This window comes from Streptomyces sp. P9-2B-2 (genome assembly GCF_030406865.1).
Lineage (GTDB): Bacteria > Actinomycetota > Actinomycetes > Streptomycetales > Streptomycetaceae > Streptomyces > Streptomyces platensis.
In genome coordinates this window covers 4,336,935-4,361,898 of record NZ_CP129126.1, presented here as the reverse complement: position 1 = coordinate 4,361,898, position 24,964 = coordinate 4,336,935, and the positions used below count along the sequence as shown (strand labels likewise).

Here is a 24,964-nt window from a genome sequence, read left to right as displayed (position 1 = left end):
GAAGTTAAGAAAGCATATAAACTTGGGGTGGGTGGCTCTGAGCAGGGGAGATGATGCGGATATGAGTGAGCAGCCAGCGCAGAGTGCGCACCGGACCGACGACGCCCGTCAGGACAGCGGCGAGGGCACCCGCGACGACGGAGCGGTCTCGCAGTTCGTCGAGCGGTTCGCCTCCCAGCTCGTCGACGCCGGGATGCAGCGGATGTCCGCCCGGGTCTTCGCCTGTCTGCTGGCCTCCGACTCCGGTGTGCTGACCTCGGCCGAACTCGGCGAGCGCCTCCAGGTCAGCCCGGCCGCCGTCTCCGGCGCGATCCGCTACCTCTCCCAGGTCGACATGGTCAGCCGGGAACGCGAGCCCGGCTCCCGCCGCGACCGCTACCGCGTGCACAGCGACCAGTGGTACGAGGCGCTGGCCCGCCGCGACAACGTCCTCACCCGCTGGGAGGGCACCCTGCGCGAGGGCGTCGACAGCCTCGGCGAGGACTCCCCGGCCGGCCGCCGGATCGCCGAGACGCTGATCTTCTTCGAGTTCCTCCAGACGGAACTCACCGGGCTGCTCCAGCGCTGGCGCGAGCACCGCGACCAGCTGCGGGCCGACCTCGGAAGCGCCGACCGCTGAGCCGCCGGCCGGGCCTCAGCCCCGCGGCAGCTGGAGCCGCCAGGCGGCCGGCTGCACGGTCCACGTACGGGTCCTGACCGGCCCGCCGACCAGGGCGTCCGCCCGGTAGTGGAAGTCCGCGCCGGACACCGTCACCGCCCGCGCCCGGGCCCGCACCGGCCGCCCGCCGCCCGGCCAGTGCACCACGACCTCCGCCAGCTCCCGGCCGTCCGCGGCCCCCGTCCGCGGCCCCTCCGCCCCGGTCCGTCCGCCGGGCACCACCGACACCCCGCGCACCGGCCGGTCCAGATCCGCCAGCAGCACCCCGTCCGCCTCGATCCGCAGCCGCTGCCCCGGCACCCGGCCCCGCCGGGCGCCCAGCCCCGCCGCCGGCGCGGCCAGCATCGCCAGCGCCGTACGGGCCGTCTTGGCGGCCGGCTTCCACCACGGCCGGGCACCGTCCAGGCCGTCCGCCAGACCGCCCCGGCCGCCCAGGGCCTCGGCCGGGTCCACGGGAGCCGGCGGCGGCGCCGGGGCCGGCACATACGCCCCGTGCCCCAGCCGGGTCGCCGCGCTCCCGCAGGGGATGCGCAGGCCGCCCAGCACGATGCCGTCGCTGTCGTCCGTGAGCAGATCCATCGGCCGCTCCCCGCCGTCCAGGACGGCCCGCGCGGCGGCCACCGTGTCCGTGGGGACGCCCAGCGCGCGGCTCAGCGCGACCGCGGCCGGCGCCCCCACCGGGACCATCGACAGCGGCACCGCGGCCAGCTCGCGTTCCTTGTGCAGCAGGCCCACCACCCGCAGCAGTGTCCGGTCGTCACCGATCACCACCGGCCGACGGTGGCCCCGCCGGGCCAGCATCCGCCCGAATTCCTCCGGCCCCTCCGGCAGGCAGATTTTCGCGCCCGCGCCCGCACACAGGACATCCTTCGCGATCCGCACGGACTCGCCGTCCGTACTGCGGGCGACCGGGTCGATGACCACGAGCAGGGGGTACCCCCGAACGGAGTCCACAGGAGAGTGCCCAGAAGGCTGCGCCGACACCTCGGTCCTTCCTCAGGTAGCATCTCGGTGCAAGAGCCCCTTGCGCTATTGCGCCAGGGGCTTCGTCTATTCCGGGGCACCGGTCCGACGGCTCTAGCGATGACGTACGCGTGAACAGGCACGCCGACGCCATCCACGCACGTTGGACATGCCCCGCCCGGAAGGGGTGTACGCCTGTGCCCGCACTTGTGCTGCTCGGTGCTCAGTGGGGTGATGAGGGCAAGGGAAAGGCCACCGACCTGCTCGGTGGATCCGTGGACTATGTGGTGCGCTACCAGGGCGGCAACAACGCCGGCCACACGGTCGTCGTCGGCGACCAGAAGTACGCACTGCACCTTCTCCCTTCCGGAATCCTCTCGCCGGGGTGCACCCCGGTCATCGGCAACGGCGTCGTCGTGGACCCGGCGGTCCTGCTCTCCGAGCTGAGCGGACTCAACGAGCGCGGCGTCGACACGTCCAAGCTGATGCTCAGCGGTAACGCGCATCTGATCACGCCGTACAACATCACCGTCGACAAGGTGACGGAACGGTTCCTCGGCAAGCGGAAGATCGGCACCACCGGCCGCGGCATCGGCCCGACCTACGCCGACAAGATCAACCGCGTCGGCATCCGCGTCCAGGACCTCTACGACGAGTCGATCCTCATCCAGAAGGTCGAGGCGGCCCTCGAGGTCAAGAACCAGCTGCTCACCAAGCTCTACAACCGCCGCGCCATCGAGGCCGGCCAGGTCGTCGAGGAGCTGCTGGGCTACGCCGACCAGATCAAGGGCTATGTCGCCGACACCACCCTGATCCTCAACAAGGCGCTCGACGACGACAAGGTCGTGCTCTTCGAGGGCGGCCAGGGCACGCTGCTGGACATCGACCACGGCACGTACCCCTTCGTCACGTCCTCGAACCCGACCGCGGGCGGCGCCTGCACGGGTGCGGGCGTCGGTCCCACGAAGATCAGCCGCGTCATCGGCATCCTCAAGGCCTATACGACGCGCGTCGGCGCCGGTCCGTTCCCGACCGAGCTCTTCGACGAGGACGGCGAGGCACTGCGCCGCATCGGCGGCGAGCGCGGCGTCACCACCGGCCGGGACCGCCGCTGCGGCTGGTTCGACGCGGTCATCGCCCGCTACGCCACCCGCGTCAACGGTCTGACGGACTTCTTCCTCACCAAGCTCGACGTGCTCACCGGCTGGGAGCAGATCCCGGTCTGTGTCGCGTACGAGATCGACGGCGAGCGCGTCGAGGAGCTGCCGTACTCGCAGTCCGACTTCCACCACGCGAAGCCGGTCTACGAGATGCTGCCGGGCTGGTCCGAGGACATCACCAAGGCCAAGACCTTCGCGGACCTCCCCAAGAACGCCCAGGCGTACGTCAAGGCGCTGGAGGAGATGTCCGGCGCCCCGATCTCCGCGATCGGCGTCGGCCCCGGCCGCGACGAGACGATCGAGATCAACTCGTTCCTGTCGTAGGACTGTTGTCCACCGATACTGTGCCCGTCTGCTTCGCAAGAGGCAGGCGGGCACTGGGCAACATCGTTACGCTGTGCTCCATGAAGGAGACGGAATGCTGCTGAGATTCCGGACGGCAAATGTACGGTCCCTGCGCGAGGAGCAGGAGCTGTCGTTTGCTGTGCCCGAGGAAGAGGAGAGCGCGGCCGCACGGCCGCTTCGGCTCTCCGACGGCAAGCAGCTCACTGTCTACCCGGTCCTCGGCATCTTCGGTGCCAACGCCTCCGGCAAGTCGAATGTCATCACCGCCCTGAAGAAGATGCGGGAGGCCGTTCTCAGTTCGTACGCGGCGTGGACGTCGTACGAGGGCATCCCGCGTGAGGAGTTCGCGCTAGACCCCAAGGCAGCGGCGGAGACCACCCTCTACGAGGTGGATTTCGTCATGGAGGACGGTGTCCGCTGGTCGTACGGCTTCGAGCTGGGCGAGCGCCGGGTGGAGTCGGAGTGGCTCTTCGCCTATCCCAAGGGACGGCGGCAGGTCTGGTTCGACCGGGATGCTTCTCGCGAGAAGGAATTCGACTTCCCCGGCGATCGGCTGCAGGACCGCGCCCTGCTGGCGCGCATGACCCGCCCCAACGCCCTGCTGCTGACCCGAGCGGCCAACGACGCGCATCCGCAGCTGACCCCCCTCTACGACTGGTTCAAGCACAACCTCTGGGACGTCACCCCGGAGACCGAGCGGCGGCAGCGCGAGGCGTACACCGCACAGCGTCTCCTGGAGAACGAGGAGTCGCGGCGGCGGGTGGAGGAGCTGCTGCGCGTCGCCGACCTCGGTATCTCGGGGGCCGAGGTGGAACGCGACTCCGGAGGCCGCCCGAGGGTCCGGCTGATCCACTCCGGCAGCGGCGAGGAGACCGTACTGGACTGGGAGGCGGAGTCCTTCGGTACCCGTTCTTGGTTCGCCCTGATCGGGCCGCTGCTGCTCGCCCTCGACACGGGCGCGGTCCTCCTCGTCGACGAACTGGACGCCAGCCTGCACTCCCGCTTCGCAGCCGAGGTCGTGCGGCTCTTCCAAGCGCCGTGGGTGAACCCCAAGGGCGCGCAACTGATCTTCACCGCGCATGACCCCTCACTGCTGAGGGTTCCCGGCGGCGGGCGTCTGCTGGAGCCGGGACAGCTCTGGCTGACAGAGAAGGACGCGGGCGGCGCCACGGAATTGTTCCCGGTCTCCGACTGGGAGCCGGGAGAGGACGAAGACCTGATGGCGTCCTATCTGGCGGGCGCCTTCGGCGGTGTGCCCAAGGTGTCGGAGGGCCAGGTCGGACGGCAGTTGCTGCAGACGGACGAGACGGCGGAGCTGGAGGCGGAAGAGATCTGATGGCGAGAGCCAAGGGAGGGGACCAGGTCCACCGCCGCAAGAACGGGGCAAAGGGGCGCCAGAACCGTGCGCGGCAGGTCTATGTCTTCATCGAGGGAGAGGTCACCGAGAAGCAGTACATCGACCTCATCGTCAAGCACGGACAGCGGGCCGATCCCCGGCAAGGTGTCGAGTACCACATAGAGAACGCCACGGCCACGGGCAAGCACCGCAAGCCTCTTCCCATGGTGCAGGACGCCGTCCGTGTGCTGCGCAAGGTCGAGCGGGAGGCGAAGGACGCCGGGCTGGACAAGAAGAAGGACTGGAACTGGCCACAGGTGTGGGTCCTCTTCGACCGTGACGACCACCTGGGCATTCCGGAGGCGAGGAAACTTGCCGACGAGTACGGCGTGAGGATCGCCTACTCCCACCCCTGCTTCGAACTCTGGCGCCTGCTGCACTACCAGAACTACACCAGCACTTTCGGCGGCGTCTGCGGCGATGCGAATGGCCGGCTGCGTCAGCAGCCCGGCTTCGCGCAGACGTACGGCAAGAACGCGAGGACCGTCTCCGAGCAGCAGTCGAAACACATGAAGCCGGAGCAGATCCTGGGTGACGGCAAGTACGCCACCGCCAAGAAGCACGCCCAGAAGATCAACAAGCAGCACAGCGGCGGGAACCCGAACCACTGGGACCCGTACACCGACGTGTGGAGCTTCGTGGAGGATGGCTTGCTGCTCAGCGGCTACTAGGCTGCTCGGCGCGCCGACACCGGGCGCGCCATGAGAGCCGGATCCACACCACCCGCCTCACCCCCCAGACCGCCCTCTTCTTCGGACCAAGGAATCAGGGAGCCGTACGTGGCCAAGCTCACGCTCGCCCAACTGGAGCGCCACCTCTTCGCGGCGGCCGACATCCTGCGCGGCACCATGGACGCCGCCGAGTACCGCGACTTCATCCTGGTCCTCCTCTTCCTCAAGCGGGTCAACGACGAGTACGAGGCCGCGCGTGAGGCGATCCTCGACGAGGCACGGGAGAAGGGCTACTCCGAGGAAGAAGTCGCAGAAGAGGCCGAGGAGCCCCGGAACTACAGGGTCCGTAAGGTCATGTACGTCCCGAAGGAGGCGCGCTGGGCCGAGCTCGCGGGCGCTGTCGACGACGTCGCCACCCGGCACCTCCAGCCCGCGCTCGCCGAACTGGAGGTCCACAACCAGGGACTTCGCGGCCTGTTCACCCACGTCAACTTCAACCGCATCGGTGGCGGCGGTGGCAGCGGTGCCTCGGCTGCCAAGCTCGCTGACAAGCGTCTTGCAGCGCTGATCGAGCACTTCGGCAGCCTGCGGCTGAGGGGTGGGGACTTCGAGTTCCCGGACATGATCGGTGCGGCTTACGAGTACCTGCTCAAGGACTTCGCGGACTCGGCCGGAGCCAAGGGCGGCGAGTTCTATACGCCGCGTGCCGTCGTGCGCATGATGGTCGAGCTGGCCCAGCCCAAGGCCGGCCAGCATGTCTACGACCCGTGCGTCGGCTCCGGTGGCATGCTGATCCACGCCAAGGAGTACATCGACGAGCACGGCGGCGACTCCGACAACCTGGAGCTCGCCGGCCAGGATGCCAACGGCGGGTCCTGGGTCATGGCCACCATGAACATGCTCTTCCACAGCGCCCGCCACTTCAGCCTGAAGACCGGTGACACGCTCAGCAACCCGCAGCACCTGGACAAGTCGTACGACATCGTCCTGAGCAACCCGCCGTTCTCCATGGACTACACGGCGGACGAGGTCGAGCTGCTGGAGGAGCGGATGCCGTATGGCGCGACCTCTGAGCGCGGCAAGGCCGACCTGATGTTCCTACAGCACATGCTGTACATGGTCGGCGGGCGGGGCGGCTCGGTCTTCACGGTCATGCCACACGGCGTGCTCTTCCGCGGCGGCGCCGAGCAGGCCATCCGGTCGAAGCTGATCGAGCAGGACCTGTTGGAGGCCGTGATCGGCCTGGCGCCCAACCTCTTTTACGGGACCGGCATTCCGGCGTGTGTGCTGGTGCTGCGTGCTCCCGGGCGGAAGGTACCGGAGCGCCGCGGCAAGGTCCTCTTCATCAACGCGGACCGCGAGTGCCACGCCGAGCGGGCGCAGAACGTCCTGCTGCCGGAGCATGTGGAGAAGATCGTCTCTACCTTCCACCTGCCGATCGACACCTGCGAGGTCGACCGCTTCTCCCGTGTGGTCAGCAAGGAAGACCTGGCCGCCAACGACTACAACCTCAACATCCGCCGGTACGTGGACAACACCCCGCCGCCGGAACCGCAGGACGTGCGCGCTCACCTGGTGGGCGGCGTACCGCGTGCGGAGGTCGAGGCGAAGAAGCCGCTGCTCGATGCGTACGGGGTGCGCATCGGCGACCTGTTCGCGGAGCGTGCGGACGACCCTGCGTATGTCGATTTTCTGCCGGAGGACCGGCGCCCCGACGCCGACCGGCTCGCTCAGCTGGCCGAGGCCCGGGAACGGGTGCTCTGGGAAGCCTTCGAGAAGTGGTGGACGTCCGAGACCGAGCAGATCGAGGCGCTCGCCCCGTACGACGAGGACGACCGCACGGAGTTCGAGAAGCGCGGCCAACTTGCCCGTCTCCGGGACGACTTGATCACCTCGTTCCGTGACCGTCTGCTCGGCGTCGGCCTCCTCGACCAGCATGCGCTGGCAGGCGCGGTGGCGGGCTGGTGGCAGGAGGCCCGCAACGACCTCAAGGCTCTCTCCACGAACGGTTTCCGTGGCGTGGTGGAAGGCTGGATCGAGATCGTCGAAACGCTCCTGTCCCCCGAGCCGAATTCGCGCACGGGCGGCGCGCGCAAGCGCTCGGCCGCCGAGCGCCGTCAGGCGTACGACCACAAGGTGGTCGCCAAGATCGCCCCGGACTTCCTGCGGGAGCTGGCGGAGGCCGACCGCAAGAAGGCGGAATTGGACGCCAAGCTGAAGATCGCGGAGGAGGCGGAGGCCGCGCGGGCGGCGGCTGCGGCGGGGGTGGCTGCCGAGGACGGCGACGAGGCGGCGGAGGACGTGGCGTCGGACGCGCCGACCGCCCTTGACACGGCCGTGGCGGAGAACCTGCTCAGCGACGCCGAGTTGAAGAAGTTGAAGAAGGACCGCACGGCGGCCGGCAAGGTCGTCAAGGAACTCGAAGACGACTTCTGGCCGTTGGAAAGCGGTCGCCGATCGGCCAAGCCGAAGAAGACGGCGGCGAAGGGGAAGCGGGCGGTGGCGACGGAGTCCGATGCCGCTGGGGCGGCTGCACAAACGACGCTGGACATCGTTCTTGCTGAGGACAGCGACGGCGGCGGGGAAAAGATCCCCGATCCCCGCTTGTACCGGGCCCGAGACGCCCTGGGTGATGCGGGCCGCCGCGAGACGGTGCTGGGCATTCTCCGGGACGATCTCGCCTCGAAGCTGGAGGGGCATGTCGTACGGCGACGCCGTGAGTTGATCGATGCGTATTACGTCTGGGAGGACAAGTACGCGGTGTCGCTCAGCGATATCGAGAGCTGGCGAGCGGGGGCCTCTGAGCGGCTGGACGGGTTCTTGAAGGAGCTGGGTTATGCCAGGTGAGCAGACGGTGCCTGTTCCACTCAGCCATTACCTGGATGGTCCAATTCGCAACGGGTTCTCGCCGCCCGAGAGCGCAGAATGGACCGGCGTTCAGATGCTGGGGCTCGGATGTTTGACACCTGACGGTTTCCAGCCGCGTCAGCTAAAGAACGCTCCCACCGGAATTGGGTTGGGTCACGCAGCTCTACTGAAGGGCGGAGACCTGCTTATGAGTCGGGCCAACACCCGGGATCTTGTCGGGCTGGCCGGTAGATATAGGGACGTTGGTAATCCCTGTATCTATCCCGACCTCATGATGCGGCTTCGTCCCGCTGCGAATTGTCTCCCGGTTTTTTTGGAGCAGTTGTTGCGTTCTGCTTCTGTGCGGCGCGGAATTATGGCCGCAGCCCAAGGCACCTCCGAGAGTATGGTCAAGATCTCGGCCCCTATGGTGGCCGGGTTGAGGGTCCCCTCGTTCTCCTTGGGAAACCAGCGGCGCATCGTTGAGCTGCTGGACGCGGTCACCGAGGCGGAGGGGGCTGTCGAGGTGGCCAGTGAAAAGCTGCGCACGATGCGAACGGGAATCCTGACAGACGCTATGCAGTCGGTGATGGCTGTCCAACCCGCACCGGGCTGGGTTCGTGTGCCGCTAAAGGAAGTCGTTCCGTCGGTCGAGTATGGGATCTCGGAGGCGCTGAACCAGGACAGCCGCGGAGTACCAACGCTCAGGATGAACAACCTGCGTGATGGCCTGCCAGAGCTCCGTGATCTGCGCTATTGCCCCACTCCAGTGCGGGCGAACATCCTCCTGCGGCCGGGAGATGTGCTGTTCAATCGCACCAACAGCATCGACCACGTGGGCCGTGCCGGCATTTGGAACGGTGAACTGCCCGAGGCGACATTCGCTTCGTACCTGGTGCGACTGAACCCGGACACCAGCCGACTGACGCCGGAATACTTGGTCGAGTGGCTGTTGCATCCAGTGGTTCGTCAGCGAGTGAAATGCATTGCAACCATTGCGGTTCAGCAGGTGAACGTCAATCCATCACGTCTCCGTGAGCTTTCGATTGACTTTCCGGAGGATCTCGATGAGCAGCGACGGTTGACGGCCGGACTTGCCGCGTGCGACCGGAGTATTGCGCAGGAGAATGACGAGTTGAGCAAGCTGCGCACTTTGAAGCAAGGCTTGGCTGACGACCTGCTCAGCGGAAGAGTGCGGGTAGACGGCGCAGTAGCGTAGGCAGCCTTTCCGTTTTGCGGGGAGGCCGACAGGCCGGCATCGGGACCGGGCCCAGACGGGCGGGGCGAGGAGGGCGACTGATGGTGGCGAGAAAGCCTCCGACCGAGCGGCAGCGGCGGTTGGGTGCTGAGCTGCGCAAGATGCGTGAGCACGTCGGGCTGTCGCTGACCGAGGCTGCCGCGCTGCACCGGACGGACAAGACCACGATCAGCAACACGGAGTCCGGCCGCTTCGGCGTCAGTGCGGACCGGGTGCGGGTGTGGGGAGCCAACTACACGTGTCCGGATCACGAGTACATCGACGCGCTGACCGACATGGCGAGGGAGCGGCGCGCTTCTGCCACCTACTGGTGGGACGAGTACCGAGATCTACTCGTCGCGACGGTTCTTGACCTCGCCGAGATGGAGCATCACGCGGTAGCGCTTCGCGCCGCACAGATCACGCATATGCCTGGACTTCTTCAGCATGAGGACTACACGCGCGCGGTCTTCGCAGAGGCCGTGCCACCTCTCCAGCCGGAGGACCTTGAGCGCAAGCTGGAGTTCCGCATCAGGCGCAGTGCTGTACTCGATCGTCCTGAGCCTCCGAAGTGCACGTTCGTCATCCACGAGGCTGCGCTGCGGATGACGTTCGGTGGCAGGCGTGTGACGAAGTTGCAGCTGGCGAGTCTGTTGGAGCAGACCGAGCGAGACCATGTCACCGTTCGCATCCTGCCGTTCGCGGCCGGTGGATTCCCGAGTGCGGGAGCCTCAGCGCACTACGCGTACGGGACGGTCGCCCAGCTCGATACGGTGCAGATCGACTCACGCGCGGGGTCGATGTTCCTTCACGCCGAGACTCATCTCGCCAACTACCGTGCGGTGCTGGATCGTATGGAGGAGCGCTCGCTCGATCCGAACCGTTCGCGTGACTTCATTCGCAAGGCAATACAGGAACTCTGAAGGCGTGAGAACAGTGGCGATTCAGTGGCGGAAGTCTTCGTTCTCGGACGATACGGAGGGTGGCAACTGCCTCGAACTCGCCGTGCACAGGGGCGAGATACTCATGCGGGAGAGCGATCACCCAGAGGTGATCGTCAGGACCACGCAGCAGAAGCTTCGTGCGTTTCTGGCCGCCGCCAAGGCCGGCGAGTTCGATGACTTGATGTAGTCGCGCGCCTTCGACTGGTCCAGCCCCGCGCCCAGCGGCGAGGGGCTTTTTGATGCTCTCGGCGCCGGCATATGCCACCCTCCACACTCGTGAGTTACAAACGTTGATGAGTGATGAAGGTTCGCGCTATGGTCGCAACTCCACGCTGTAGTCGCATGGTTGCAGCGTGAAGGGCCCCGGCGGTGTGTCCGCACCCCGGGGCATGGCCAACGCTTGTAAGGAGCGTCTGCGTGACCCACCGTATCTGGTCGGTTCTCCAGCGAACACTTGCCCGTGTCATTGAGTTGCTCATGCCTTTTGCTGAGGGGAGGCACCGTGCAGCCCCCGGCACCCGCCCGCCCCGCCCCACCCGCACCTCGCGGACATCCCCCCGTACGCCCACCACACCCCGGCGCCAAGCATCAGCGCCCCGCCCTCGCGCCACATCCCCCGCTGATGCTGCCGTCCTGGACGGCCCCAGCCCACTCGTCCGCCCCTACCTCCTCGCGCACGAACAGCACGCCCGCCGTACCGCCTTGACTCTCGCGCTCGACGGCATCGACGTCGGCCCGTGGGTCATCCACGGGCACCTCGTCGGCGCCCCGGGCGCACCCCGCTCCGCCCCGGGCGCACGTCGCCCCGTCATGGCGGGGGTGGCGGCCTGATGGAAAGCCGTACACCGGCGACACGTACCGCCGGCACCCTTCGCGGACTGCGGATCAGCCGGGTGCCCAGCAAGCCCGTACAGCGTGAGGACGACGGGCAGATTGCGATCCACCTGTGGCTGCGGCGGGACGGCGAGTTCGACGGCGATGTCGCGCTGCGGCTCGCGCCCGGCGAGGCCGAACTCCTGCATGCGCAGCTGTGTTACGCGCTCGATGACCCGCCGGTGACGGTGGCCGGACCGTTCGCTGGCAGCCCGGCCGTCGACGGGCCGCTCCCGGACTGTCGGAAGAGCGTCCAAAAAAGCCAGGGAGTACGTCACTTGTAAGCCAAGTTTTTGGCGGACGCGGAAGGCTACGACATCCCGCGAGCGCCTTATAGCCCGTCCGGCCCCGCCGTCTTTCTCTCCGGGGCCGGACGGGCAATTCCCTTGCGCGCGACGGGAACACGCGGCCAAGGCGCACAATGGATCGGCGGGTGGCACAGCCGGTCCAGGGGAGAGGCGCGTACGCATGGTGGTCAGGGGAACGACCGAGCGGGACGAGGCTGAGCTGCCGCTTCTGACGCACCTCAAGAAGATGGGGTGGCGGCACGTCCACGGGCCGGACCTCCAGATTGCCGAGGAGCGTGCGTACGGCGACATCTTTCTGGCCAAGCGGACGATGTCCGCGTTGCGGCGTACGAACAGGCTGCCCGGTGCCGCGAGCGGTTGGATGAGCGAGACCGACGCGCTCCGCTCCCTCGACCGACTGAAGCAGGCCGCGCGGAACGTGGTCACACGGACGCTCGAAGATGCCAACGAGGAAGTCACCACGCTGCTGCTGCACGGCGCCCTGGAGAAGGGGCCCGACGAGCGCGATGTGAAAGTGCAGTTCGCCGACTGGGGGACAGAGGCGCTGGAAGGCGGCCGGGACGAGGCGCTGGCGCGCAACGATTTTCTTGTCGTCGATCAGCTGTGCGTCCGCAATACCGATGGCAAGGACGTGTTTCTCGACCTGGTCCTGTACGTCAACGGCATCCCGGTCGTGGTGATCGAGTGCAAGTCTCCCGACCGGCAGGATCCTCTGGGCGAGGCCATCCGGGATCTGCGGGGGTACACGGGCAGGCCGCTGGATGACGACATACGGGAGCGCGGAAGCGTCCCGCGTGGCATTCCGGAGTTCTTCGCGCCCGTGCAGCTGTTGGTGGCCGCCGATGGCAAGGATGCCGTGCTGGGGACGATCTCGTCCGAGGAGGAGCATTACGCGCTGTGGCGTAGCACCGAGCCGGACTACGAAAAACTGGACGCACTCCGGCAGGAGCTGCGCGGCTGGAGGCTCCTCGGCCCCGAGGAACAGCCCACTCTTCAGCACCAGTTGACCGCGATGGTCCTGAAGCCGCAGAACCTGCTCAACATCATCCGCCACTATGTCTTCGAGATGCCGCTCAAGAGCCGGAAGGGCGCGAAGGGCAGGAAGGGCGCGGGAGCACGGTCGGTCGGCAAGGCCAGGGCCGGGACCTCTGCGCAGAAGGCGAAGACCGCCAAGGTGGTCTGCCGGCACCAGCAGTACCGGGCCACGGAGAAGATCGTCCGCAAGCTGCGTACCGGGCGTAGCCGGCTGGACCCCGGCGCGGAGCGGGACGAGCGTGGTGGCGTGATCTGGCATACGCAGGGCGCGGGCAAGAGCTTCACGATGAAGTTCCTGGCCCGGCGGCTGCACATGAGCCGGGATCCGCAACTGAACCAGATCACCCTCGTGGCGATCACCGATCGCAGGGATCTCCAGCGGCAGCTCAAGAAGTCCGTCGCGCTGAGCGGCAGCGATGTGCGGGAGGCCACGTCCCGGTCGGATCTGGAGGGCATGCTGCGGCGGGCCGGGCAGCAGGGCGGCCGGGCGGTGATCTTCGCGACCATTCAGAAGTTCCTCGGAGACCTGCCGGGGATCCCCCGGGAGACGGAGGGTGCGGACGGCGTCGGTGCGGAGGCTTCGGACGGGCCGGAGCAGACCCCGGGTACGGCTGCGGGTACGGCTGGAGGTGAGGAGCAGTCGCTCGCTGCGGAATTCGAGCGCGCACGCGACCGTATCGACGCCGGTGCGAGCCCCGAGGAAGTGGCGGATCCGTCGCCGGACGAAAAGACGCTGAAGGCCGCTGCCCGGGTATTCCCCGAGTGCAGTGACTCGGTGAAGGTGCTGGTCCTTGTCGACGAAGCGCACCGCTCGCACACCTCCGTCCTGCACGCCTGTCTGCGCAAGGCGCTGCCGAACGCCGCCCGGGTCGGCTTCACCGGTACGCCGCTGATGCAGGGGCGACTGACCGACACCGGCCGGATCTTCGGGCTGGAGCCGAGTCGGGAGGCGGGCGGCAGGCCGGCGTTCCTCGATACGTACCGGATGGACGAGGCGGAGAAGGACAAGGTGATTGTCCCCGTCCGCTACGAGGGACGTGCCACCTCGGCCGAGGTCCGCGAGAAGCAGAAGCTGGATGAGTGCTTCGCCGACCTCATCGAGCCGCTGGACGAAGCGGAACAGCAGCGCGTACGGGACGCGTACGGAACGCCTTCGGGCCGGGATGTGGCCGAGTCAGCGCCGCTGATCCGGAGCAAGGCGTACAACATGCTCGCGCACTATGTGACAGGACCGCTGACCGGAGGCTTCAAGGCGCAGCTGGCCGTCGTCAGCAGGCGTGCGGCCGTGTGGTACCGGCACGCTCTGAGGGACGCCCGCGCTCAACTCCTCGCGGAAGTGCAGGAGTTCGACAGGTCCGGTCGGCGCGAGGGGCTGCGCGGACGAGACCCCGAGTCGTATACCGAGGAGGAAATGCGCCTGCTGCGTGCCTGGCAGTACCAGGAGGTGCTGCGGCGGATGGACTTCGTCCCCGTCATCTCCGCCGGATCGGAGCGGAAGGCGGGCACCTGGCGGGAGTGGACCGATGAGACGTGCCAGCGTGACCACATCGAGCGATTCCTCCAGCCTTTCCCGGAGCTGCCGCCGGACAACCCGTGGATGGTCACGCATGTACCGGAACCCGACCCGGTGCTCGCCGGAAGGGTCGCCAGCATGAATCCCTGGAGTGAACTGGCACCGCACCAAGGGGCGGAAGACGGCGAGCTCCCCGTCGCCTTCCTGATCGTGAAGTCCATGCTGCTCACAGGCTTCGACGCGCCGATCGAGCAGGCGCTGTACCTGGACCGGCCGATCCAGGATGCCGAGCTCCTGCAGGCGATCGCCCGCGTCAACCGGCCCGCCCCTGAGAAGAAGGAAGGGCTGGTCGTTGACTACTACGGCGTGCTGAACAACCTGGGCACCACCCTCGCCGCGTACAGGAACGATCCGCCTGTGGTCGAATCGCTGCGGGACCTGACCGACGAGGCACGGAACATGGAGCACGCGGCCGAGGAGGTCGCGCAGTTCTTCGCCGAGGCGGGCATCGACAAGGAGGATCTCGGCACGCGGGGCGGTCTCTCGCGCGCCATGCTCGCCCTGCACGAACCGGCTCGGCGGGCCGAGTTCGACCGGCAGCTGGGAACCTTCCTGGACACGGTGGACCGCGTATTGCCGCATGAGAAGGCGCTTGACCAGATCCCGAACGTCCGTCGCTGGAGTGTGCTCCAGATGCGTGTACGCCGGCATTACCGGGACGCCCCGGGGGGTGGCTTCTCGATGCGGGGATATGGCCGGAAGGTCCGTGCGCTGATCGCCGACCATCTGGAGGTCCAGAAGATCGAGCAGGTCGTCGCGCCCGTTTCGATTCTGGCTCCGGACTTCGACGAGATCGTGGACCGACTACCGGTACGGGAGGCCGCGGCGGAACAGGTGCAGGCGCTCCGGTACCACCTGGAGGAGCGGATCGCGCAGGAGCAGGAGAGCCGCACGGTGTACCGGCAGCTCTCCGAGGAGCTGGAGCGGGTCCTGGAAGAGTTCGACGGGCGCTGGGAGGACATCAGGCGGGAGGTAGGCCCCCTCGTCGAACGCGCCCGGCGAGCAGAGGAGGCGGACCCCGAGGCCGTCGGTCTGTCGGTGATGGAGCAGCGGCTGTACGTGCTCCTGAAAGAGAAGCTGGAGCAGGACTCCCGCTTCGATGATCCGGCACCGGAACTCCTCCGCCAGCTCGTCGTCGAGGTCAAGGACGTGATCGTCGGCCATGTCACCCGGGCCTCGTTCGCAGCGGAGGCTGCCCACGTCAGTGAGCTCGACGCGCACATCTGGCAATGCCTGCGAAAGTCGGGGTTGCGCCCGGTCAGCGGAGGCCGTGCCGCGCTCGGGGAGCTGTCGGAGCTGCTGGCGGGCTACGGCGCACAGCAGCATGCGGGCTTCCAGGCCGAGGGCAGGGGACAATAGCTGGGTGACCTTGCCGTCTGCTCCTGCCGCCGTGGGCCCCGGCGACGATTGTCTCGCCGAGGGGCAGACGCTCGTCGTGGACGGGCTGTCTCTCCACGTGCGTGTCAGTGCGCGCCGTGCGCGGCTGGGGCTGACGGTCGAGAGGGATGCCTCGCTCACCTTGCGCACTCCCAAGGATTGCAGCCTTCACCGGGCGGAGAAGTTCGTCCGGGACAACAGGCGGTGGATCGAGAGCAAGCTGCTGCTGAGCAAGGAACGACGGCAACTGCACCCCGTGAGGTCGCTGTACGACGGCGAAATTCACCGTTATCTCGGGCGGGATTACAAGCTGCTGTTGGTGGATGGGCCGGTGGGTGAGGGGGACGAAGGTCACGACAGGCGGGGGCGCTCGGATGTGCCGGTGCGACTGGTGGCGGGCCGACTGCGGCTGAGCCGGTCCGTGGCCGCAGACCCACAGCATGCGCGCAAGGCAATCGCCGCCTGGTACAGCAGAGCGGGTCAGCGTTGGGTACAGGGGCGGTTGCAGCCATGGGCTGCGCGTATGGACGTGACTGAGCCGCCCGTAGAGGTGCGGGACCTCGGCCAACGCTGGGGCACATACCGGGTCGGGCCGGACGGCGGCGGCCGCGTGGCACTGCACTGGGCCGTGTTCCAGCTACCGATCCATCTCATCGACTATGTGATCGCTCACGAACTGGCTCACGTTCGTGTGGCCGGACACGGCTCTGGCTATTGGCGGTTGTTGGGCAGAGCGCTACCGGAGTGCCAGGAATTGAAGGCCGAGCTGGACGAGCTGGGACGGCGTGTATGGATGGGGGATGTGGGGACGCTGCCTCAGCGGGCATGAAGGCGGGAGTGCCGCGCGGCTACTTCACCCTGGAGTAGCCGCGCGGCTGTTTGTCGTCGCCGAGGAACGCGCGGTGCAGGGTGCCGTCGGGGCCCAGGCTGAGCACGGAGGTGCTGCTCGGTGCGCAGCCGGGCGCGGCCCGGTCGACGACCGACGGGCCGACGGTCAGCTTGCCGCCCTCGGCCGCGTAGAGGGCGGCGTGCGCCGTGCAGCGGCCGCCGCGGCCGATGACGACGGCGGTGAGGACCGTGCTGCCCGCCGGGGCCTGTTTGACGGTCAGCTGCTGGGTGCCGTAGCCGTCGTCGTCCGGCCGCTGCCAGGTGCCGAGGAAGCCTGCGGGGACGGCGCTGTCGGCCGGGGCGACGCGGTGCAGGGTCGCGGTGCGTCCGGCCGCGGCCCAGTTCAGGGTGCCGTCGGCGCCCTCCTCCAGGGTGTGTTCGCCCAGCGCGGCGCAGCGGCCGGCCGGCACGGACCGGACGACCGTGGTGTCCAGCCGCAGCGCCGGGTGCCCGTCCTGCCGGTTCACGGACACCAGCTTGGCGTCGCTGCGGCATTCGTAGGTCGCGCCGAGGCTGGTGCTGTTCGCGACCACCTCGCCGACCTTGCCGCGGGTGATCACGAACCGCCGCTGCTGCCCGGTGGGTTCCCCGTCCCGCAGCACCGGCCCCGACCAGGTGCCGATATAGCCGGCCGGGATGTCGGACGCGCTGTCCTCGGCGCCGGCGCCCTCGCTCAGCAGCGGCACCGCGGCGGCGGCCGTGGCGGCCGCGAACACGGCGGTGGCGATGACCGGAAGCCATCGACGGCGGCGGCGCCGCTCGGTCGGGGTGGGCGGCGGGGGCACCGCCGGGGTGGGCGCGACCTTGGTGGTCACCATCGTCGGCGGGTGGCCTCCGGGCGGGGTGTCGGTGTCCAGGAGGAGGACGGCGTGCTGCCCCAGGCGCGCGATCAGCTCGGCCGGCAGCCAGGGAGCCGCCGACCGGCCGCCGGGCTCCGGCCCGAGGCGCTCGGCGAGCTCCCCGGGCGTGGGCCGCGCCGCCGGGTCCTTGGCCAGGCAGTCCAGGATCAGCCCGCGGATCCCGTCCGGTGTCGCGGCCAGGTCGGGCTCCTCCCGCGCGATCTTGAACATCACCGCATGCACGCCCGAAGCCGGATTGCCGAACGGCTGCCGCCCGGTGGCCGCGTACGCCAGCACCGACCCCACACAGAACACATCGCTGGCCGGGCCGACGCGGTGCCCCTGGACCTGCTCGGGCGACATGAAGCTGGGCGAGCCGACCACCGTGCCGGCCCGCGTCTGGGTCTGCTCCCCGACGGCGTCCAGGGCCCGCGCGATCCCGAAGTCGATGACCCGCGGCCCGTCGATGGTCAGCAGCACGTTGGACGGCTTGAGGTCGCGGTGCACCAGGCCGACGCCATGGATGTCGCGCAGTGCGCAGGCCAGCCCATAGGCCAGCCGCCGCAGCGAATCCTCCGGCAGCGGGCCGTAGTCGCCCTGGCGGACGTACGACCCGACGACCTGGCTCAGGGTGGGGCCCGCGATGTAACCGGTGGCGACCCAGGGGACATCGGCCTCGGTGTCGGCGTCCAGCACCGGCGCGGTCCAGCGCCCGCCGACCCGCCGCGCGGCCGCGACCTCGGCACGGAACCGGTCCCGGAACTCCTCCTCCGCGGCGAGTTCGGCCTTCACCAGCTTCACGGCGACGGTCCTGCCGCCCTCGGAACGGGCGAGGTAGACCCGCCCCATCCCGCCACTGCCGAGACGGCTGAGCAGCCGGTAGTCCCCGATCCACGACGGATCGTCGGCGGTCAGCCCGCACAGGCCGTCCATCCGGGCACCCTCCCCTTTTTGTTCCGCTGCCGGAGACGCGTTCCGGCAGCGGCTTTCCTCTGAGCCTAGGCGGACCGGGATCGCGCCACGGCCCACAGCGCGTTACGACGGGAGAACGATCGAGCGGTGACGGGGGAACGACGGGCGGGTGACCAGGGAGGACTGCTGAACTGCCGGTGTCGGCGGGCAGCCGGACGCCGCGTCAGCTCGCCCCGGCGGCCGTCGCGCTGCCCAACACCCACTGAGATATCGCCCGTTGGCCGCCCGGACGGCCGTCGCCTCACCCTGGCGACCCACCCCGTTTCTCCGGGCGGCCTCACCCCGTCTTCGTGGGTGTCATCCCGGTCCTGTGGTACGTCAGCGCCTTCCCGTCGTCGGAGACGCGGCGCAGCTTTCCGCCCACCATCTCCAGGGTGCTCGGCTCGCCGGGGCTGCAGCCGTCCGTTCCGGAGACCACCGTGGACGGGCCGAGGCGGACCGGGGGACCGGCGCTGGTCAGGGTGGCCGCGAAGGTGCAGCGGAAGGAGGGTCCGGTCGCCGTCATGGTCAGCACGGTGTCGCCGGTCGTGCCCTGGGTGAGCGTGAGGCGCCGCCCGTTGAGGGCGGAGCCGCCGACCGTCGTCTCCCAGGTGCCCAAGTAGTCGGCGGGGAGGCCCCCGTGCACGGAGGACTGCGACGCGGCGCCGCGGTCCCCGTCCTCGGTCCGTACGCCGTCACCGCCGTTGTTGAGCACGGCGTACGCGGTGACCGCGCCGGCCCCGGCCAGCGCCAGCGCGACCGCGGTGACCAGGGCGGCCCGGGCACCCCGGCGGCGGCGCGGCGCCGTGGCGATCGCGGCCGCCGGGACCGCCGCCGCGTGGCCGTGCTGCTGGTGGGAGCCCTGCGGCGCGTACGAAGCCGGCCCCGGAGTGACGGGACCGGGCGGCGGCGTGCGGTCGTCCGCGCCGGTACGCGAGACGGCGGTGGGCAGCGCATGCACCCCGGGGGCCTCGGAGGCGGGCGACGGCGCCGCGGCGCCGGCCCGGTCGCCGCCCTCCGCCGTGAAGTCCTGCGGGTCCTCCGCCTCCAGCAGCTCCACGGCATGCCGTCCCAGCCGGGCGATCAGTGCCCCCGGCAGCCACGGTTCGCCGTCCGCGCCCGGCCCGTCCCCGGCGCCGCTCTCCGCCCGCGCCACCAACTCCGCGGGCGTGGGCCGCTGTTCCGGATCCTTGGCCAGGCAGGCGGAGATCAGCGCGCGCAGACCCTCGGGTATCGCGGAGAGGTCCGGCTCCTCCTGGGCGATGCGGTACATCATGGCGGCCGCGATGCTGTCGGCCGTGCCGAACGGCTGCCGCCCGGTCGCCGCGAAGGCCAGCACGGAGCCGAGGCTGAAGACATCGCAGGCCGGGGTCAGCGGTGCGCCGCGCACCTGCTCCGGCGACATGAAGCCCGGCGAGCCGACCGATGCGCCGGTACGCGTCACCCCGCTGCCGGTGACCGCCTCCAGGGCCCGCGCGATCCCGAAGTCGATGACCCGCGGTCCGTCGATGGTGAGCAGCACATTGGACGGTTTGAGGTCGCGGTGGATGATCCCCGCCTCATGGATCGCGCCCAGCGCACGGGCCAGCCCGGCGGCCAGGATCCGCACGCTCCGCTCGGGCAGCGGAATGCCGCGGGCGCCGATGACCTGCTGGAGCGAGGGGCCCGCGATGTACCCCGTGGCGACCCAGGGGGTCTCGGCCTCGGTGTCCGCGTCCAATACGGGCGCCGTCCACTCCCCGCCGACCTGCTGCGCGGCCCGTACCTCCTGCCGGAAGCGGGTCCGGAACTCCTCCTGACCGGCCAGTTCCGCACGCACCAGTTTGACCGCGACCGTACGGCCACGGTCCGAACGGGCCAGGAACACCCGGCCCATACCGCCCTCACCGAGCCGCCCCAGCAGCCGGTAGTCGCCGATCCGCCCCGGATCCTGCGCCCTCAGCGGCCGCAGCCCTCCGGGCCGCCCGGCCCATCCCTGCTTCCCCGTCCGTATCAGCCGTTCCATCGTCCCGTCGCCCTTTCCCCCGCAGCCGCCCCACGGGCGCGTGGACGCCGGCGCCTTGGCGCCCGGTGCTGTCCACTGCCCGCTCCCCCGCGGTGGAGGATACCGAGCAGCCGCCGCGCCCCCATAGGCCGTCGGCCCTTACGCCCCGGCGTCCGGCGGCGAATCGGTCGGGCCGGGCAACGCGTCCAGCGCCGCCGACAGCTCCTCCAGCGCCGCCGTGACCCGCCGGAACACGTCCGCGCCGCCGAGCTGTTCATGCAGCCGGGCGGCGAACTCCCCGTGGCCGGGGGTGATCCGGGCGACCGCGGCCCGGCCCTCCTCGGTCGGGGCGAGGAGCTTCGCGCGGCGGTGCGCCGGATTCGGCCGGTAGACGGCCAGCCCGCGGTCCACCAGGAGGTCGGCGATGCGCTGCACGCTCTGACGGGTGATGCCCATGACGCGGGCGATCCCGGCGACGGACAGCGGCTCGGGCAGTACGGCGCCCAGGACCTGCCACCAGGCCGCGGTCAGCCCGGCCGGACGGGCCAGGCCGTCCGCGACGGAAAGGAACTGGCCGTTGAGCCGGAAGACGGCAAGGGCGGTACGGCTGAGGAGTTCCGGAGCCTCGGGGCCCTCGGGCGCCGGGGACCCGTCGGTCCGGGGCCCGCTCATACGGACCCGTCCTCGGAGCCGTCCGTTCCCGCCGTCATCAAAACGGGGAAGGCCTCGGCGTCGGAGTGGGCGAACAGGCGGTACCAGGCGTCGAGGATCCGCGGCTCCATGACGCCGAGTTCGGCGAAGATCTCCCGGGCGAAGGCCACCGGCTCGGTCGGCCCCGCGGTGATCAGACCGCCGGCGCGCACCGCATCGGCCTCGGCGTAGTGGTCGCCGCCCCGGTAGCCCGGCTGCGCGGCGAGGTACGGGGCGGCGCCGCTGGTGTGCGGACGGTCGTCCAGCAGGCCCTCCCGGGCCAGCCCCGCGGTCGCCCCGCAGATCGCCGCGACCGGCACCCCGGCGGCCAGGAACTCCCGGGCCTTGGCGGCGAACGGCAGCAACTCCTCGCCGGAGTCCCACAGTTGGGCGCCCGGCAGGATCAGCAGCGCACTGTCCTCGGGGCGCAGCGCGTCGAGCGCGAGACCGGGCACGATCCGCTGCCCGCCCATGGTCGTCACCGGCCGTCCGGCGGCGGCCGCGACGGTGACCACGTCGTACGGTCCCTGCGCCGCACGGAAGTAACTGCCGCTGCGGAGATGGCCGATGGCATGGCCGTACTCCCAGTCCGCGAGCGTGTCGTAGGCGGCGAGATGCACGGTGCGCGAATTCATGAGAGCTCCCTCGGCCGACGGTGGACTCCCGGCCCACCGTTCCCTGTTGCCTCTATGACAGCATCCTGTCCTTAAGGCAGCATGCTGTCAACATGCACTACGCGCACCAGGCCGACTTTGGCCGGGATGCGTCGCCGACGGATGTCTCTTTCCACGTCCCGGAACTTCCCAGGGGGTGCAGCACGTAGAACGCCTACCGAGCCACCCAGCGCGCCCCACCAGCTCCCACCCCGACGACAGCACAGCGCCACCCCGGCCCCCCGCACGCTCCCCCTCCTTCCCACCCGCCGTCCCCAAGGAGCCCGTGTGATCCCCGCCGTCCGCGCCCTCGCCCGTGCCGCCATGGCCGCGCGCCCCGTGCCGCTCGCCGAGGTCCAGGCCCGCGCCGAACTCCGCACCCGCTTCGACCGCAGCTATCTCGTCCCGGTCGAGGTCTTCACCGCCTTCGCGGCCGAACTCACCGGCCGCCGCCGGCCGGGCGGCCCGTTCGCGGCGCTGTGCGTCAACGGGCGCCGCTGGTTCCGCTACCACTCCGTCCACTACGACACCCCCGATCTGCGGTCCTTCCACGACGCCCGGCAGGGCCGCGGCCGGCGCTACCGGATCCGCGAGCGCCGCTACGCGGACACCGGGGAGCGGCAGTTCGAGATCAAGCTGACGGGGCGGCGCGGCGAGACGGTCACCCACCGGCAGCCGCTGCTGCCGGACGCCGCGGCCCTCGACGCGGCCCCGCGCGGCTTCCTCGCCGCCGTACTGGACCGCTCCTACGGCCTCGCGGCCCCCGCCCACCTGCTCCGCACCGTCGAGACCGAATACCTCCGGGCCACCTTCGTCGCGGACGGCCAGCGCATCACCTGCGATGCGGCGCTGCTCTGCCGGGACCCGGCGACCGGCCGGACGTTACGGGCCGACGGCGGGCTGCTCCTCGTCGGGACCCGGACCGCCGGCCGGCCGACGGAGGCGGACCGGCTGCTGGCCGGCTTCGGCATCCCGGCCGCCGGATTCACCAAGTACTGCGGGGGGTTGTCGGCGCTGCGCCCGGATCTGGTCGACGGGCACTGGCCGAGCGCGGTCCGGACGGCGTTCCCCGCCGCGGCCCGGCGGCTGCCGCCCGGGCCGCCCCCTGGAGTTTCCTCCAGCCCGTAGACACTCTGTCCGTGCGCGTGGTGAGCGCCATACACACTGTCGGTACCGGGCGCCGGGGCGTGCTCCCTAGGCTGAGCGCGTTCGCCGCGACCGTTCCCACGGCGGACCCGAGCGACCCGATCCGAGGTACTGACCGTGACCACGACGCCCTCCGCTTCCGCCGCCGACCCCGCTGCCGGCGAAAACAACAGCAGCGCGCAGCGCTACCAGGGAAGGGTGGTGGCGGGCGACGGGCGGGACGTGAAGGCCGCCGACCGCGCGCACGTCTTCCACTCCTGGTCCGCGCAGGGCCTGATCGACCCGCTGCCGATCGCCGGCGCCGAGGGGTCGTACTTCTGGGACTACGACGGCAACCGCTACCTGGACTTCTCCTCGCAGCTGGTCAACACCAACATCGGCCACCAGCACCCCAAGGTCGTCGCGGCGATCCAGGAGCAGGCCGCGAAGCTGTGCACCATCGCGCCCGGATTCGCGGTGGACGTACGGTCCGAGGCCGCCCGGCTGGTCGCCGAGCGCACCCCCGGCGACCTCGACAAGATCTTCTTCACCAACGGCGGCGCGGAGGCCGTCGAGAACGCGGTCCGGATGGCCCGGCTGCACACCGGCCGCACCAAGGTCCTGTCGACCTACCGCTCGTACCACGGTGCCACCGCCACCGCGATCAACCTGACCGGCGACCCCCGCCGCTGGCCCTCCGACACCGCCTCGGCAGGCGTGATCCACTTCTGGGGCCCGTTCCTCTACCGCTCCGCCTTCCATGCCGAGAACGAGCAGCAGGAGTGCGAGCGCGCCCTCGCGCACCTGGAACAGACCATCGCCTTCGAGGGCCCGCAGTCGATCGCGGCGATCATCCTGGAGACCGTCCCGGGCACCGCCGGGATCATGGTCCCGCCGGCCGGCTACCTCGCCGGGGTCCGCGAGATCTGCGACCGCCACGGCATCGTCTTCATCCTCGACGAGGTCATGGCGGGCTTCGGCCGCACCGGCCACTGGTTCGCCGCCGACCACTTCGGCGTCACCCCCGACCTGCTGACCTTCGCCAAGGGCGTCAACTCCGGCTATGTCCCGCTGGGCGGCGTCGCGATCAGCGCCGAGATCGCCGCCACCTTCGACCAGCGCCCCTACCCGGGCGGCCTGACCTACTCCGGTCACCCGCTGGCCTGCGCCTCCGCCGTCGCCACCATGAACGCGATGGCCGAGGAGCGGATCGTGGAGAACGCCGCCGACATCGGCGAGCGGGTCATCGGCCCCGCGCTCCGCGAGATCGCCGAGCGCCACCCGTCCGTCGGCGAGGTCCGCGGCCTGGGCGTCTTCTGGGCCCTGGACCTGGTCAAGAACAAGGAGACCCGCGAACCGCTGGTCCCCTACAACGCCGCCGGCGCCGCCAACGCCCCGATGGCCGAATTCGCGGCGGCCTGCAAGCGCGGCGGTCTGTGGCCGTTCGTGAACATGAACCGGACGCATGTCGTCCCGGCCTGCACGGTCACCGAGGCCGAGGCCAAGGAGGGCCTGGCCGCCCTCGACGAGGCCCTGACGACGGCCGACGCCCACACCGTCTGACCGTTCGGCCAACGGCCGGAACCGCAGGTCACGGGCGTGCCGCAGGGCATGCCCACGGCAACCTCGGGCAGCGAACCGGAGCGGCCCTCGCCTATCGTGGGCGGGGGCCGCACCCATCTGCGCGGTCAGGCACGTCGAAGGAGACGCACACGATGGCCGCCGGCGGAGACAGCTCAGTCATACGACGCAGCACCCTGCGCCAGCAGATCGCCGACGCCCTGCGCGACGAGGTCCTGGCCGCCCGGCTGCCGTCCGGCCACCCGTTCACCGTCAAGGAGATCGCCGAGCAGTACGGCGTCTCCGCCACACCGGTGCGCGAGGCGCTGCTCGACCTGTGCGCCCAGGGCCTGCTCGACGTCGAACAGCACCGCGGCTTCAAGGTGCACGCCTTCACCGCCGACGACTTCCGCGCCATGGTCGAGGCCCGCACCCTGATCATCGAGGGCATCTTCCGCAGCGGCGCCGACCAGGCCCTGCGCGCCACCGCCGCCGGGGTGCTGATCTCCATCCGGCGCCGCGCCGACGAGGCCGAACGGGCCGCGCGGGCCGGCGACCTGGACGTGCTGATCGGCTACGACCTGCGCTTCTGGCGCGAGCTGAGCGGCATCGTGAACAACGCCTACATCAGCGACTTCCTCGACCGGATCCGCGTACAGACCTGGATGTTCGCGGTGCCCCTGCTGCGCCGCGAAGCCGACCTCAAGGGGCTGCTGTGGCACGGCCACAGCGCGCTGGCCGACGCCCTGATCCAGCACGACCTGGCCGCCGCCCAGCGGCTGATCGCCGAGTACAACGAGCACTCCCTCGCTCTCGTCGGAACGCGCGGCTAGCACTACGCTGTCCCGACCATCGGCCGTAATGGGCCGTACCCGTAGCTGTACGTG

At 69.8% G+C, this 24,964-nt stretch carries 20 protein-coding genes; 15 read left to right on the top strand and 5 right to left on the bottom strand.

The window, feature by feature from the left end:
* Positions 1 to 61 precede the first annotated feature (61 nt).
* Positions 62 to 619, top strand: a complete 558-nt coding sequence (locus QT196_RS18990; RefSeq protein WP_168480237.1) for a MarR family transcriptional regulator — start codon at positions 62 to 64, stop codon at positions 617 to 619.
* 15 nt (positions 620 to 634) lie between these two features.
* On the opposite strand, the gene QT196_RS18985 is transcribed toward QT196_RS18990, so the two are convergent.
* Positions 635 to 1,582 carry a diacylglycerol kinase family protein gene (locus tag QT196_RS18985; RefSeq protein WP_266737332.1) on the bottom strand — a complete coding sequence of 316 codons (948 nt, stop codon included), beginning with the start codon at positions 1,580 to 1,582 and terminating at the stop codon, positions 635 to 637.
* A gap of 236 nt (positions 1,583 to 1,818) precedes the next feature.
* Here QT196_RS18985 and QT196_RS18980 point away from each other — a divergent pair, with 236 nt between their 5' ends.
* The 11 genes from QT196_RS18980 to QT196_RS18930 all read left to right on the top strand — a co-directional run bounded on the left by QT196_RS18980 (position 1,819) and on the right by QT196_RS18930 (position 16,216).
* Positions 1,819 to 3,105, top strand: a complete 1,287-nt coding sequence (locus tag QT196_RS18980) for an adenylosuccinate synthase (RefSeq protein ID WP_168480235.1) — start codon at positions 1,819 to 1,821, stop codon at positions 3,103 to 3,105.
* Between the two features lie 94 nt (positions 3,106 to 3,199).
* Entirely contained in the window at positions 3,200 to 4,462 is a 1,263-nt protein-coding gene (locus QT196_RS18975; protein WP_168480234.1) for an ATP-binding protein, read from the top strand.
* Positions 4,462 to 5,193, top strand: a complete 732-nt coding sequence (locus QT196_RS18970; protein WP_168480233.1) for an RloB family protein — start codon at positions 4,462 to 4,464, stop codon at positions 5,191 to 5,193. The genes QT196_RS18975 and QT196_RS18970 overlap by 1 nt, the downstream gene beginning before the upstream one ends.
* A gap of 108 nt (positions 5,194 to 5,301) precedes the next feature.
* Positions 5,302 to 8,040, top strand: coding sequence for a class I SAM-dependent DNA methyltransferase (locus tag QT196_RS18965; protein ID WP_266737328.1), 2,739 nt, complete (start codon positions 5,302 to 5,304; stop codon positions 8,038 to 8,040).
* The gene (locus tag QT196_RS18960; RefSeq protein ID WP_266737326.1) at positions 8,030 to 9,259 is read left to right on the top strand and encodes a hypothetical protein; all 1,230 of its coding nucleotides are present in this window, start codon (positions 8,030 to 8,032) and stop codon (positions 9,257 to 9,259) included. Before QT196_RS18965 ends, QT196_RS18960 begins: the two co-directional genes overlap by 11 nt.
* An 80-nt stretch (positions 9,260 to 9,339) precedes the next feature.
* Positions 9,340 to 10,200, top strand: a complete 861-nt coding sequence (locus tag QT196_RS18955; RefSeq protein WP_266737324.1) for a Scr1 family TA system antitoxin-like transcriptional regulator — start codon at positions 9,340 to 9,342, stop codon at positions 10,198 to 10,200.
* Between the two features lie 13 nt (positions 10,201 to 10,213).
* Entirely contained in the window at positions 10,214 to 10,408 is a 195-nt protein-coding gene (locus QT196_RS18950; RefSeq protein ID WP_266737322.1) for a DUF397 domain-containing protein, read from the top strand.
* A gap of 515 nt (positions 10,409 to 10,923) precedes the next feature.
* The gene (locus tag QT196_RS18945) at positions 10,924 to 11,052 is read left to right on the top strand and encodes a hypothetical protein (RefSeq protein ID WP_290355289.1); all 129 of its coding nucleotides are present in this window, start codon (positions 10,924 to 10,926) and stop codon (positions 11,050 to 11,052) included.
* Positions 11,052 to 11,378 (top strand): hypothetical protein, encoded by a 327-nt coding sequence (locus tag QT196_RS18940; RefSeq protein ID WP_290355288.1) that lies wholly within the window; start codon positions 11,052 to 11,054, stop codon positions 11,376 to 11,378. Before QT196_RS18945 ends, QT196_RS18940 begins: the two co-directional genes overlap by 1 nt.
* 184 nt (positions 11,379 to 11,562) lie before the next feature.
* Positions 11,563 to 15,369 carry a type I restriction endonuclease gene (locus QT196_RS18935; RefSeq protein ID WP_290355287.1) on the top strand — a complete coding sequence of 1,269 codons (3,807 nt, stop codon included), beginning with the start codon at positions 11,563 to 11,565 and terminating at the stop codon, positions 15,367 to 15,369.
* 4 nt (positions 15,370 to 15,373) lie between these two features.
* A complete protein-coding gene (locus QT196_RS18930; RefSeq protein ID WP_248001207.1) occupies positions 15,374 to 16,216 on the top strand; it encodes a SprT family zinc-dependent metalloprotease in 843 nt (280 codons plus the stop codon).
* A gap of 19 nt (positions 16,217 to 16,235) precedes the next feature.
* Here the strand turns inward: QT196_RS18930 and QT196_RS18925 are convergent, their stop codons facing one another.
* The 4 genes from QT196_RS18925 to QT196_RS18910 form a co-directional block, all read right to left on the bottom strand.
* Positions 16,236 to 18,047: a serine/threonine-protein kinase gene (locus QT196_RS18925; RefSeq protein ID WP_290355286.1), complete on the bottom strand. Its 1,812-nt coding sequence runs from the start codon at positions 18,045 to 18,047 to the stop codon at positions 16,236 to 16,238.
* A gap of 316 nt (positions 18,048 to 18,363) precedes the next feature.
* The gene (locus tag QT196_RS18920) at positions 18,364 to 20,070 is read right to left on the bottom strand and encodes a serine/threonine-protein kinase (protein WP_290355285.1); all 1,707 of its coding nucleotides are present in this window, start codon (positions 20,068 to 20,070) and stop codon (positions 18,364 to 18,366) included.
* 138 nt (positions 20,071 to 20,208) lie between these two features.
* Positions 20,209 to 20,721, bottom strand: a complete 513-nt coding sequence (locus QT196_RS18915) for a MarR family winged helix-turn-helix transcriptional regulator (RefSeq protein ID WP_168480223.1) — start codon at positions 20,719 to 20,721, stop codon at positions 20,209 to 20,211.
* On the bottom strand, positions 20,718 to 21,374 hold the full coding sequence (locus tag QT196_RS18910; RefSeq protein WP_168480222.1) for a DJ-1/PfpI family protein: 657 nt from the start codon (positions 21,372 to 21,374) through the stop codon (positions 20,718 to 20,720). Before QT196_RS18910 ends, QT196_RS18915 begins: the two co-directional genes overlap by 4 nt.
* A gap of 306 nt (positions 21,375 to 21,680) precedes the next feature.
* On the opposite strand from QT196_RS18910, the gene QT196_RS18905 reads away from it, so the two are divergent.
* From QT196_RS18905 to QT196_RS18895, 3 genes are all read left to right on the top strand, one after another.
* Positions 21,681 to 22,520 (top strand): VTC domain-containing protein, encoded by an 840-nt coding sequence (locus QT196_RS18905; protein WP_290355284.1) that lies wholly within the window; start codon positions 21,681 to 21,683, stop codon positions 22,518 to 22,520.
* A gap of 216 nt (positions 22,521 to 22,736) precedes the next feature.
* The gene (locus tag QT196_RS18900) at positions 22,737 to 24,080 is read left to right on the top strand and encodes an aspartate aminotransferase family protein (protein ID WP_168483831.1); all 1,344 of its coding nucleotides are present in this window, start codon (positions 22,737 to 22,739) and stop codon (positions 24,078 to 24,080) included.
* A gap of 152 nt (positions 24,081 to 24,232) precedes the next feature.
* Complete coding sequence (locus tag QT196_RS18895; protein ID WP_168480220.1) at positions 24,233 to 24,910, top strand: GntR family transcriptional regulator; 678 nt, start codon at positions 24,233 to 24,235, stop codon at positions 24,908 to 24,910.
* The last annotated feature ends 54 nt before the right edge of the window (positions 24,911 to 24,964 follow it).